Origin of the sequence: Cohnella sp. OV330 (genome assembly GCF_900112065.1) — a bacterium.
Lineage (GTDB): Bacteria > Bacillota > Bacilli > Paenibacillales > Paenibacillaceae > Cohnella.
Genome location: NZ_FOKE01000009.1, coordinates 217,944 through 230,516, shown reverse-complemented (window position 1 = coordinate 230,516; position 12,573 = coordinate 217,944). Strand labels below are relative to the sequence as shown.

General features: G+C 60.8%; 8 protein-coding genes. All 8 read right to left on the bottom strand.

Annotation, left to right across the window (positions count from 1 at the left end; all coding sequences use genetic code 11):
* Nucleotides 1-27 precede the first annotated feature (27 nt).
* Nucleotides 28-591, bottom strand: coding sequence for a hypothetical protein (locus BM235_RS21205; RefSeq protein WP_090116235.1), 564 nt, complete (start codon nucleotides 589-591; stop codon nucleotides 28-30).
* A gap of 282 nt (nucleotides 592-873) precedes the next feature.
* Entirely contained in the window at nucleotides 874-2,238 is a 1,365-nt protein-coding gene (locus tag BM235_RS21200; RefSeq protein WP_090116234.1) for a dicarboxylate/amino acid:cation symporter, read from the bottom strand.
* Between the two features lie 30 nt (nucleotides 2,239-2,268).
* Nucleotides 2,269-2,895: a TlpA family protein disulfide reductase gene (locus BM235_RS21195; protein ID WP_158543768.1), complete on the bottom strand. Its 627-nt coding sequence runs from the start codon at nucleotides 2,893-2,895 to the stop codon at nucleotides 2,269-2,271.
* 96 nt (nucleotides 2,896-2,991) lie between these two features.
* Complete coding sequence (locus tag BM235_RS21190) at nucleotides 2,992-6,573, bottom strand: S-layer homology domain-containing protein (protein ID WP_090116232.1); 3,582 nt, start codon at nucleotides 6,571-6,573, stop codon at nucleotides 2,992-2,994.
* Nucleotides 6,574-6,675: 102 nt separating this feature from the next.
* On the bottom strand, nucleotides 6,676-7,434 hold the full coding sequence (locus BM235_RS21185; protein WP_090116231.1) for a hypothetical protein: 759 nt from the start codon (nucleotides 7,432-7,434) through the stop codon (nucleotides 6,676-6,678).
* Between the two features lie 369 nt (nucleotides 7,435-7,803).
* A complete protein-coding gene (locus tag BM235_RS21180) occupies nucleotides 7,804-8,538 on the bottom strand; it encodes a response regulator (protein ID WP_090116230.1) in 735 nt (244 codons plus the stop codon).
* Nucleotides 8,528-9,706, bottom strand: a complete 1,179-nt coding sequence (locus BM235_RS21175) for a sensor histidine kinase (protein ID WP_090116229.1) — start codon at nucleotides 9,704-9,706, stop codon at nucleotides 8,528-8,530. The genes BM235_RS21180 and BM235_RS21175 overlap by 11 nt, the downstream gene beginning before the upstream one ends.
* Before the next feature lie 148 nt (nucleotides 9,707-9,854).
* Complete coding sequence (locus BM235_RS21170) at nucleotides 9,855-12,563, bottom strand: stalk domain-containing protein (protein ID WP_090116228.1); 2,709 nt, start codon at nucleotides 12,561-12,563, stop codon at nucleotides 9,855-9,857.
* Nucleotides 12,564-12,573 lie beyond the last annotated feature (10 nt).

Sequence of the window (12,573 nt, the reverse complement as noted above, 5' to 3'; positions counted from 1 at the left end):
GTCCGCCGAGCCGCTCGTTTCCTACTTTTATTGTAGCCGATCGGAAAAGGATGTCAATTCCCAACGCCCCTCATCGTCCCTATGCGCCGGTCCCTGCCGAGTATGACGCCCTGGCTCCTGCCCCGCGCCCCCGCCAAATCCGCCGCCGAAGCGATCTCCGCCGCTCTCTTCCTCAATGCCCCCGCTTCGCGGCAGCTCCATCCACACGGTGTTCGGCCCGTTCCATGCTTCCGCGTACGCCGTCTTCGTCTCTTCCCAGCGCCTGCGCCCCGTCGCGTCGTCTTCGCCCGTCTCCGGCAGCTGGCGGATCATGCTCACGCCTGCTTCCGTTCGCACGAGCTTCTCTACGATCGACGCGGTGCCGTCCGCCGCCTCCGGCTCGAGCAGCACGGTAATGCCGATGTCCGTCCCTGACAGGCTGCCTTGATATCGGAGCGAGCGGATCACCCACTCGATCTGATCCTCGTGATTGCCCGCGACGATGACGTAGTGCCGCTTGGCAACCGGTCTGCGCCAGTGCCGCAGCAGACGATAGGCGCAAGCCGCGGCGACCGCGTAGCAAGCGGCGATCCAAAGCAGCAATCCGATCATGGGCGCCACCTCCTTCGCATGAACTTGGCGGCCCCCGTCCCCACGTTGCCAGAGACAGTCTTTCCTCTTGCGAACTGGCCGCGCCGCTATCCGACACTATATGCCGCGCAGCACGATGCGGTTCCGTCGTCCGCCCCGCATAGCTAGAGACCGGCCCAAGGCATAGAAGGCCGCCGCTCGAGCGCACTGGGAAAGAGCTCCGCACCTGCGGCAAAGCGGACGCACAAGAAAAAGCCTCCGCTCCTGCAGCAAGCGCAGATGCGAAGGCTCTCTCTATCACAGTCAAGCCGGATTCAACACCAAATCCTCATCCTCGTCCCGATTAAACGCCTCCCGGTCGAACTCCCCTTCGGAATTGGCAACGAGCAGCGAGGTGACGGTCGTACCCGTCGCGTTGACGGCTGTGCGGCCCATGTCGATCAGCGCTTCGACGCCGGCGACGATGCCGATGCCTTCGAGCGGCAGACCGAGCGCGGTCAGTACGACGGTCGTGGAAATGACCGCCGGACCCGGCACGCCCGCCACGCCGATCGAGGAGATGACGCTGACGAGCACCAGCACGACATAATCCGTTCCCGTCAGGTGGATGCCGTATACCTGCGCCGTGAACACCGCCACGATCGCGGGCCAGATGCCGCCGCAGCCGTTGAAGTTGACCGAAGCGCCGAGCGGCGCGACGAAGCTTGCGATTTTATCCGAGACATGGAGTCGCTTGGTGATGACCTCCAGGTTTACCGGCAGCACGGCGAAGCTGCTGCGCGTCGTGAAAGCGACGGCGATCGTCGGATAGATCTTCTTGAAGAAGCGGATCGGGTTGACCCGCGCCACGACCAGCACAAGCCCCCCGAACACGAGCACGAAATGAAGAATCAGCGCGACGTAGGAAGTGACGATGACGCTTCCGAGCTCCTGCAGCGTTTCCCAGCCGTACTTGGCCGTAATGCCCGCGATCAGTGCGAACACGCCGTAAGGGGTCAGGCGGATGATGAACTTGACGACCTGGTGCAGCACCTGCGTCAGCGACGCGATGAGCTCGCGCACCGGACGGACGACCTCCGCGTTCCGCGAACCGACCTTAATGATCGCGACGGCGATGAACAACGCGAAGATAAGCACCGGCACGACTTTGCCGTTGGCCGCTTCAAGCACGGGATTGGACGGCACGAGGTCGAGGATAACCTGGGAGAACGTCGGAATCTCGCGCGCTTCGAAACCTTCGGGTACGGCTTGCTGGATCCCCTTGCCCGGGTTGAAAAGCAGCGCGATCAGCAGCCCGATTATCGAAGCCACGCCGGTCGTGCCAAGGAACCAGGCAAACGTCTTGAAGCCGATCTTGCGCAAATATTCGAGACTGGTCAGCGAGGCGATGCTGTTGAGCACCAAAACGAACACGAGCGGGATGACGAGCATCTTGATCAGACTGACGTAGATGCTGCCGAACGTGGCGATCGCCTTGGTTTCCAGGTCCAGATTCTGCAGCAGGATGCCAGCGAGCAGGCCCAACACCAGGCCCGTGATGACGCGGAGGCCGAAGCCGACGCGCTTTCTGGCCATGAAGTACAGAATGAAGAATACGAAAATCGCGACGACGAAGCTGTACCAGTTCGTCTCGATGGCGGAGAGCAGATTGTTGTCTACGCTGTTCATAAGGTTGATATCATCTCTTCCCGATTATGATCATTCGACGAGCGATTGGATGACCAACCGCATCTCGTCTTCCTTCATCGTGCCTAGCTTCCGGTATGCGACGCGTCCTTCCTTGTCCACGAACACGGAGACGGGAATCGAGGTTACGCGGTACGACTTGGACACGCTTTTGTCCGAATCGAGCAGCACCTGGAAGGGATAACCGCCCTGGTCGATGTACGTAGCGACCTTGTCGCGGCCCTCGCCTATATCGACCGCCACGATCGCCAGGTCCCTACCTTCGAACGACTCGTAAACCCGCTTCATGGCAGGCATTTCTTTTTTGCACCATTTGCACCAGGTGGTCCAGAAGTTGAGATAGACAGCCTTGCCACGCAGGTCCCGCAGCGACACGGCGTTCCCGTCCAGGTCCTTCAGGGTAAAATCGGGCGCCTCCTCGAGCTGCGCTTCTGTCTGATCCGCACCTCGCTGTCCACTCGGAGCTGCCTCCCCATCCAAACTTGCCTTGCCCTCCGGAGCTCCCTGCCTATCCAGACTCGCCTGCCTCTCCTGCCTGACCTGCGCGTAGCCGCCACCTTCTCCGAAGCTGCCGGAGACATAGAGAGCGACGGCAAAGAGGACAAGCACGGCGCCGAGGATTATCAGTTTACTTTTCATCGCCCAGGCTGCTCCTCGTACATCCGCATCAACACGGGCGGAATGGACGGCCATAGGCCGCCCATTCGCGCTTCTCGCTATAAATTCGCTATCCGGTTACTTGGACAGCAGGTTGAACAGGACTTGCGCTACTTCGGCGCGCGTCGATACGCCCGCAGGAGAGAGTTTGCCGCCGTTGCCCGAGACGACGCCGCTCTCGACGAGCGCCTTAAATGCGTCTTGGGCATACGCTGCAATCGCTCCCGCATCCGAGAATCCGGACACGGTTGCACCCGTCTTCGCAGTCGGGAGCTCGCCGAGCACGTTCAGCGTGCGGTAGAGCAACGTGAACAGCTCTTGCCTGGAGATCTGGCTGTCAGGCGCGAAGTTGCCGCCGGCGCCGGTCGCGATGCCAAGGCGCTTGGCTGCCGCCAGATAGCCGGTATAATACGCGTCTCCGGCATCCGCGAAGTTGTCCGCCGCTCCGGTTTCAGGCGCAATGCCGTAAGCCTTGAGCAGCAGCGTTACGAATTGGCCTCTCGACACGGTCGCGCCGGGGCTGTAGTGCCCGGCGTCCGTGCCGGTCGTGATGCCGCGCGCCGCCAGGAATCCGACGGCGTCGCCGTACCAGGACGAAGCCGCGACGTCCGCGAAGCTCACCGGATTGTAGCCGACAATGTACTGCGAGAAGTGCGTAGTCGTGAACTTCACTTCTTTGGCCGAGGCGTCGAACTTCCCGCGTACCGTCTCGAGCTCGCCCGTCGTCTCGTTCACGTAGTAGACGACGATCGCGTTCGCGGATTCGCCGCTCTTCAGCGTGTACGGCAGGCTGACATTCACCTTCCCGCCGCCGAAGACGGATACGTTCGCGTCGCCCGCGATGACCGCCAGGTCGTAAACCGGACGATCGCCGAGCACCTGCTTGCCTTCCTCGGTCAGCTCGGACTTGGTGATTTGGATGCTGATGTCGCCCGTGCCTTCGGCAGCGCCGATGCTGGCGAACGCCTTCGCGTCAAACGTAATCGCGCCAAAGCCCGCATAGTTGATCTTCACCTCGGCCTGGGTTGCGCCGGCGAGCGCCTTCACCGCGTCGCGCGGCAGGGTCAGCAGCCCAGACTTGGTGTCTGCGTTCGCTTCAATGTTCAGCTCGATGACAACCTTCTTGCCTTCCGCTTCGGCCTTTTTCGCGCTGTCGACCAAGCCCGAGACTTCGCTTGCCGTGACGGCTGCCGAGGTCAGACCGTTCGACGTATCGTGTTTGGCAGCCAGCTTAACCGAGACGACGGTCTTGCCGTCCTCCGCGCCCGATCCTGCCGGCGGAGCCGTCGGGGTCGGCGTCGGGGTCGCCGGCGTGCCGACCGGCGGCACATAAGGCGCTGCATATTCAGGTACCGTTACTTCGACGTCCGCACTGGCGTAGAAGCCAGGCTTGGCCGCGACGCGCACGTGGTACTTGCCTGCCGCGAGCCCGGCGATCGTTGATCCCGTGACCGGCGTATAGGCGGCCGCGCCGTGTGCCTTGTACTCCAGATCCGCGTTCACGCCCGTGATCCGACCGTCGTTGTTCGCCGAGCTTGTCGGCGCTTCGCCTTGCAGTCCGGTAGGCACGGCTTGCGCCTGCTTGGACGGGACGACGACGTCGACGGACGGTCCGACCGCCAGCTTGTCGCTGGCCGCGTATCGCAGCGTATAAGTGCCCGGCTCGAGACCGGTCAATGCGCCGTTTGTTCCGTTGCCTGCGATCTTGGTATAGACAGCATTCGCCACGGAAGCATCCTTGTACTCGAGTCCCTCCGTGATGCCCGTGATCTGGCCGTCCTTGAGATCCGGCCCGCTAGGCGCCACGCCTTCGAGGCCCGCCGGCGCAGATTGCTGGCCGAACTTCGGCACCGTCACGAGCGTGTCCAAGCTGGCACTCGTGCCGTTAATCGCTTTGTAACGTACGAGATAATCGCCATAGACAAGTCCCGTGATCGAAGGCGTAGTCGCGGTCAGATAAGCATCCGCGCCGACTTTCTTGTACTCCTGACCGGCTGCCGTACCTGCGATCTGACCGCCGTATACATCGTTCGCGACCGTCGTCGCGATGCCTTTCAGCCCTTGCGGGGCTCGCGCCGGAACCGTGATGCGAACCGACTGGCCAGGCTTGTAGACGATTTTATCGTAGCTCTTCGTCGTCGAGTTTTTCTTTTGCGCCCCGAAGATCGACTTGTAGCGGACATCGTACTCGCCCGGCGCTAGTCCCAAGATGGACGAGCCCCCGACGGCCGTATATTCCGTGTCGGACGCTTTCTTGTACTCCAGCGCCTTTTGGCCGACGCCGTCGATGCGTCCGTCCGTGCCGCCGAGCTGGGAAGGCGGGGCGCCGACGAGGCCGCTCGGCAGCGACTCCGTGCGGGACAGCACGCTGTTCAGCGCTTCGATGTAATTGGCATAGGACTTGGTCGCGTCCGCGTCCTTCTTGGACGTATCGCCCCAACCGTACATGAGCTCGATATGACCCAGGATCGGCGCAGCGTTGCCGTCCGCGTCCTTGTTGTCCTTGTTGTAAGTGAAGAAGTAAGGCACTTGAAGACGAATGGCTTCTACCTTGGCGCCATTGCCGTCCGTATACGAGATGTTGGAGGTCGCTCTCGTTTCGTATTCCGCGCGCAGATTGGTCAGATATTGCTTAGCCAGATCGACGTACAGATAAGCATAAGCGTTCTTGCTGTCGCGAATCATCAGCTTGTCGTTGTCGTGATAATTGGCATCCGGCTTCGTGACGTCCAGGCCTGCGTCGATACGCGGGTCAAAGAAATATACTTTGTCCACGCCGTACTTTTTCGCATACTCGTTGACGTACTTGACCGCCGCCTGCGTGTTGGGGCACCAGGAGCCGCCGAACAGCAGAACGTAGTCTCCCTCGCTGCGCAATATGCCGATCAGCTCATCGTAAGTTACGTGCTCTAGCACGAGGTCCTTGTCGGACTCGTCGAAGATCGGGGGGGCTGTCGGTGCGTAAAACGGGCCGTTGTGGTTAAAGCCCGGCGCGATCAAATCGTAAGCGCTGATCGTGCTGTACGCGTTCGCTTGGCCGAATACGCTGCGGATCTGCGCCTTGTAGGCGTCGATCTTGGACGCGTCCGCATTGCCGCCCGTTTGGAAGTCCGCTGCGACCGCTGCGCTCTTGAAGCCTGCGACGACCGGTCCGCCGCCGTTGTCTTTGTTATATACAAAAACGTAGGTTTGATTTTGCACGTCGGCCGCATCCGGCGCATTCGTCAGATAGGCATGAATGAGATCCGTATACTTGTAGGCAAAAGGATTCTCGCTGTTCGCGATATCCAGATCGTCCTTGCCGTCGAGGCGGGTGTCGAAGTTGTAGACCTTCTCGATCCCCTTCTCCTTGGCCACTTGGTTAATGTAAGCGATCTGCGCCTGCGTGGACGAGTTGGCCGCGCCGCCGAATACGACGGCATAGGTGCCGGGCGTCTTGAAGATCTGCGCGATATCCTCGTAGGTGGTCGTCGCAAATACATGCGACTCGTTTTTCAGCGACGGATAGACGTCGCTGAAGTAATCGTAATGGCTCACGCCGCTGCCGCTTGACGTGACGACGCCTTCCGGCGCTTGCTCGGCCGCATGGGCCGCCAGTGCCGGGACCGCCACGAAGACGGCGAGCAGGAGAGCCAGAATCCGCTGTGCTTTAAATTTCAATCCGAACGCCTCGTTTCTATATCTGCTGGTTTAAATAAGTTCGTTTCGTCGCGAGATTGCAGGTTAAGGATTACGATATTTTTTCGGTGTGCGATATTGCGATTACGGGCAGATCTCTTCTTCAGGCGGGCAGATCTCATCCGAAGAGGACGAGGCGCTCGAGGAGGAAGACGAGGCGCTTGAGGTAAAGGCAGCCGCGGTCGTGGCCGACGCTTTAGGCGCTTCTACTTTTTTGACGAACGTCGTGGCCTTGGCGGGCGCTGCGTCTGCTGCCTTCTCAACGGCGGCGGACGCTTGCGGAGCGGCTGTCGGCTCGGGCGACTTGGTCGGCTGCGCGACCGCAGCCGCAGTCGGCTTGGCCGTTGGCGCAGGCGTTGCCTTAGGCGCTGCCGTCGGCTGCGCGGTCTTCTCTGCTTGCACGGAAGCGGTCTTCACGACAGCAGTTGCAGCCGCCTTTTCGTTCGATTCGGCCGGAGCCGCCTTATCAACCTTGGACTCGCTGGATGCCGCAGTGGCTGCAGGCTCGCTTTGTTTCACTTCGGCCACCTTCACGTCGGCATTGGCATTGGACGCGGCGGCGACTTCGACGACTTGGCCGGATGCTTCCGCAGCAGGCGCGGCGGCCTCGCTCGCAGGCGCTGCCGAGGCTTCGGGCGCAACGGCTTGCTCTTCGGCTGCCGGTGCGGCGGCTTGCTGATCGGGCGCTGCCGTCGCTTGCGGCACGGCGGCTTGCTGCTCGGGCGCGGAAGCGGCAGCCTCCGTCTTTTGATTGGCCGATACGGCCGCATAGGTCAGTCCGCCGAATACGACGGTAGCGGCAACGACGGAAATGGCCAGTTTGGAAAGCGCGAGTTTCTTCATTTCTAAATCATCCTCCCCAAGATGTGTCAGCCTATCGGAAACAAAAAAGATTCAACCGCGGCGCGATTAGCGCTTTAGTTGAATCTCCGGTTTGTCCAGTCGATTCTTGATCTCTCTTTTATTCCGATCGCCTTTGTTTACATTGAGTTCATATTATAGGGTTAATCCCGACCTGTCAACTAGTATTTAATCTAAAAATTCCCTTTTGTACCCGTCATTTATCGAATGTCCACAACTACATTTTGTAGTGAGGTCAACCGTGATGTCGCTCCAAAACAAAGACGCCGCCCGCATGATCTCCCGATCATCGGATGGCGCCCCGTGCTAGCATATGTATGATTCCTGCTGTTGCGATCTTGCGATAAGGCTTTACAGCGTCACCCAGCCGAACTTGATCGAGTTGATGACGGCTTGCGTGCGGTCGTCGACTTCCATCTTCTGCAGGATGCTGCTGACGTGGTTCTTGACCGTCTTCTCGCTGATGAACAGGCTCTCGCCGATGTTCTTGTTGCTCTTGCCCTCCGCCATGAGGCGGAGCACTTCGGCTTCGCGGCGCGTGAGCGGATTGTTGCCCCGCGGCACGAACTTCGTGATCGTCTCGCGGCTAGCGGCCGCGCCGGAGGCGGCGCCGATCTCGTCCAGATACGTCATGCGGCGCAGCTGGTTGATGAGCTTGCCGGTGACCTTCGGGTGAATGTAAGCATGGCCGTTCGCGACCGTGCGGATCGCTTCGACGAGCGATTCGGCTTCCATGTCCTTCAGCAGGTAGCCGGTAGCTCCCTTGCGCAGCGTCTCGAACACGTAGCTCTCGTCGTCGTGGATGGACAGGATAATGACCTTGATCTCCGGGAAAATGTCGCGCAGCTTCTCCGTCGCGATCACGCCGTTCTCAGTCGGCATGTTGATGTCCAGCAGAACGACGTCCGGCTTTTGCCGATTGCAGAACTCCAGCACCTGGATGCCGTCCCCGCATTCGCCGATGACCTCCAAGTCTGGCTCCATGTTCAAGATGCGCTTGAGTCCCTCGCGGAACAGTTGGTGGTCGTCGGCAAGGAGGACTTGAATCTTGCGGCCCGAGGCGATGTTCGAATTCTTACTCTCCATTAATGTCCAACTCCTTCCGCATTTCGGCTTTAATCGGTACTTGTATGGTAATCGTGGTACCCTGTCCGATGGCTGAATCGAAGACGATATCCCCCATCAGCAGATCCACGCGCTCCTTCATGCCCATGAGTCCGAACTTGGCATTCTTCTTCGCCTGCGCTTCCGCCAGATCGGTATGAAAGCCTTTGCCGTTGTCCTTGATGACCATCCGGATCGTCTCTTCGAGATAGGCGATATCCAGCGACATGTACGACGCCTCGGCATGCTTGAAGGCATTGTTGAACGCCTCCTGCACGAGCCGGAACATCGCGGCTTCCAGCGCGGTCGAGATTCGCTTCTCCCGCCCGCTCGTCTCGAAGACGGAACGGATGGAGGTGCGCTCCTCGAAGTCCTGCACGAATTTGCGGAGCGTAGGGACGAGTCCCAGATCGTCGAGCGCCATCGGCCGAAGGTTGAATATGATTTTGCGAATCTCCCCCAGTCCTGAACGTATCTGCGATTTTAAATCGACCAATTCGCTGCGCACAAGCTCCAAATCCTTCGTATCCAGCATTCTCTCGGCAATTTCGGTCCGTAGCACCAGATTCGCGAGCGATTGGGCGGGACCGTCGTGAATCTCCCGGGCCATGCGCCTGCGCTCTTCTTCCTGGGCGAGGATGATCTTCAGACCGATAAGCTGGCGATTCTTCGCGGACTCGAGAATACGGGTAACCTGGTTAAGATCGCCCGAGAAATAATCCAGCACGACGTTCATCTGCGAGCCGATCATCTCCGCGCGCTCGATGGAGAGTTCCACGTTGCGGACACGGCCCTGTAAATCGTCCCGGCGCGCCTTCAAATAATTCTCTTTTTCCCGATACACGGTCAGATCCAGCTGAAGCTGAGTGGCCTTCTCGTAGGCGGACTTGATGTCTTTCTCCGAGAATCGTACGAAATCCCTGCTCACCTCGGTGAGCCGGATGCGCGATAGCTTGTAATCCCGTTCGAGGGCGTCGACTTTGTCGATCGTGTCAGAGGTCTCCCTGAGGACGTTCTCCAATTCCTTGCCGAGCGATACAAGCTCGCGTCTCGCCGCTTCACAGATCTCGAATACTTGCATCTTGCTGTCTTCCATGACGCGCATCGCGTTCTGTATAACCCGGTCAATCTGTTCTACCCGATAGTCCAATCGAGCAACTCCCCTCCGCGCCCTACTCCGGACCGTCCCGCGTCGCACGCTTTCAGCCCCGGCGGGCTTGAATGGAGACAAGGTATGCCTCCATCATATCATATTTGCGCGCGACGTGGACGGGCCTGCTAGGTCTAGCAGCGCAAGATTAGCGAATTGTAATCGTCTTGGTCTTCTGGTCCCACCCGACCTTGCGTCCGAGCTCCGTGGAAACGACGCGCACCGGCACGAGCACTCTGCCGCTGCGCAGGATCGGCGTCGCGGCGGCCGTCGCGCGGACGCCGGTATTGAGCAGGTCCGGCTTGCCGACCCATAGCTCGACGAGCTTGCCGCCGCCGGTAACGGTCGCCTTCTGCGCCGCTTGATCCCAGCCGATATCCGCGCCTAGCGCATCCGACACGAACCGGAGCGGCAGGTAGGTCGTGCCGTTCAGCAGAAGCGGCGCGATATCGAGCGCCACGCTCTTGCCGTCTACCGCAGCGGACTTTTGACCCAGCTGTAGCACGATATTCGACTGGGCGTCATCGCCAATGACCGACGGGTACTGAAGCGACAGATTGTCAAATGCGACCGAACCCGTCAGCGCGCGCTCGTCCTGTCCTTCGGCCAGGTTGACGACATAAAGCCTTGTAAGCGTCGCTGGATAAGCGATACCGCTGCCTGACAGATCGACGCGAATCTGCTTCCAGCCGGTCCAGTTGACCATCTTAGCGATGTCCACTAGCGCCTGCTTGCCGTTGGCGTCCTTCAACTCGGCGCGCAGCCAGTTGTTGGAGCCGTCGCCGTAGACGTCCAGCGTCAACGCGCTCGGACTGCCGGAGATCGCCAAGCCCGAATTTCCGTTCGGCAGCGCGTAGGCGAATCGGTTCCCGGTGCCGGCCGTGAAGTCGTAGGTCAACTGCAGCGCCTTGGACGTCTCGCGCTCCGGCAGCCCCGTAACGATTGCGGCCGTGCCTGCGGTTTCGGCCGGGAGCTTGTCGAACGTCACCGGGTAAGTGGCGTTCTCGAACGTCTCAAAGCTCTTCTCGGCGCCCGCGCTCAGCGCAAAAGCCGTAGAGAAGCCGTCGTACCTGGCGATCGCATAGCCGGTTTTCGTCTGCTCGCCGACCGTGCCGATCGTGATAACGCCGCCGCTCGCGGCCCCCGTGAAGCCCTTAAACTCCCACTTCGCGGAATCCGCCGGCACCTCGAGCGTGCGGCCGTCCGCGAGCGTCGCCGTCAGCTTGACCGCGATCTTCGCGCCCGGCTCGAGCACCGTCGTGTTCGGCGTCGCCTTCAGCTGATTGATCTGCGAGCCGCCGACGACCTCGATGCTAACTTTGTCGGTCGCCGCGCCGGCCTTCACCGTCAGCTCGCCCGTGCCCGCCTTCGATGCCGTCAGGACGCCGTTCGCGAAGGCGCCAAGCCCGCCGCTCACGCTCCAGCTAGGCGTCAATCCGGCGGCGTCGATTGGGTTGTAGTACGTGTCGTACGCCTTGAGCGAATACGTCGCCTGCTGTCCGATGAACAGCGTCTTCGGCCCGTTCGCCGTGATCCCCTTCGTCTCGCCTGCCGGCGCGGTCGTGAACACGCCGATCCCGTTCGCTACAGCCCGCTGCGTCGTACCGAAGTAGGTCGGATGCGCCAGCGTCGTCGCCTTCTCGCCTAGCGGACGCGTGATCATCGTCGTCGAACCGCCGCCGTCCAGATTGACCGCCTTCCACACGCCGAGCGCCGTCAGAATCTTCTGGAATTCCGTTAGCGTTACGCCGTCATGCGAGCCGTACTCTTCGACGGTCACGAGGTAAGCCGTCTTGCCGTCCTGCGAATACGCAACCGCCGTGCGCGCCCGGTCCGCTGAGCCGCTGACGCCGCTGACGTCCCGGCTGAACGCCGATGCCTTGCCGTCGTCCATGAGCAGCGTGTGCCCGCTCACGATCATCTGAAAGTCGCTCTCGCCGTACGTCTTGCCGCTCGTCTGCGACACGAGATTGTACGAACTCGTCACCTGCGTGCCGACCGGCAGGCTGTTCAGGATGAAGTTGCCCGAATCCTTGCCCTTGTGTCCGCGGAGGATATAGCCGTTCGCCGGGATCGCCGTCTGGATCTGCACCCCGTCGCCGATCTCCGTCACGACGCCGTCCACGACCAGCGCTTCCATCGGCGTCGTGCCGCTGTTGGCCGGGCGGTTGGCTGCCGTCCAGGCGTTCGTGTACATAAACAACGCGTTCAGATGGCTCGCCGTCTTGTCCGGATACGTCGTGTAAGAAGAGTTGTTCAGTCCCGAAAGCGCGAACTTCGTCCCGTCGGCCGCCTGCACGCTGCCCGAGAACGCGAACCGGTCGATGATCGGCGTCTTGTCCTTCGTCAGCGCAAAAGCGAACATCCCCTGCAGCTTCGTCGGCGCGACCAGCAGCTGGCCCGAGAGCAGTTCCGCTCCGAGCGGCGCGCCCTCGCTCGCCGAACCCGTGTTGAACACGTCCCCGTTCACGCCGGCTACCGCGCCGGCCGCCTTCGTCATCGCTCCGACAGACTGGCCGGTCGTGACGCTGCCGTTTTTCCCGCTCAACGCGTTCATTTGCACGTACGGATTGGTCAGATCGATCTGCAGCACGTGGACCAGCTCCGTGCTCTTCTTCGCGTCCGACGGCACCCAGCTATAGTTAATCTGCTTCACGCCTGACGTCACGATCGCCTCGTCCGACTTCACCAGCTTGTACGTGACCGCCGCCGTCGCCGCCGAAGCGACGCCGGGCTGCCACTGCGCGAGCGGCGCCCATCCCGTGCCCGTGAACGAAGCGACGACGAGCGTTCCCGCCAACATCGGTATACTTACGACTCTAGCAGCTCTCAGAATGTTAAACTTCGATTCAGGCATTAGTTGCAAT

Bases quoted from the DNA above. Each gene is read 5' to 3' on its own strand.
- BM235_RS21205 (WP_090116235.1), bottom strand. From the start codon at position 591: ATGATCGGATTGCTGCTTTGGATCGCCGCTTGCTACGCGGTCGCCGCG.
- BM235_RS21200 (WP_090116234.1), bottom strand. From the start codon at position 2,238: ATGAACAGCGTAGACAACAATCTGCTCTCCGCCATCGAGACGAACTGG.
- BM235_RS21195 (WP_158543768.1), bottom strand. From the start codon at position 2,895: ATGAAAAGTAAACTGATAATCCTCGGCGCCGTGCTTGTCCTCTTTGCC.
- BM235_RS21185 (WP_090116231.1), bottom strand. From the start codon at position 7,434: ATGAAGAAACTCGCGCTTTCCAAACTGGCCATTTCCGTCGTTGCCGCT.
- BM235_RS21180 (WP_090116230.1), bottom strand. From the start codon at position 8,538: ATGGAGAGTAAGAATTCGAACATCGCCTCGGGCCGCAAGATTCAAGTC.
- BM235_RS21170 (WP_090116228.1), bottom strand. From the start codon at position 12,563: ATGCCTGAATCGAAGTTTAACATTCTGAGAGCTGCTAGAGTCGTAAGT.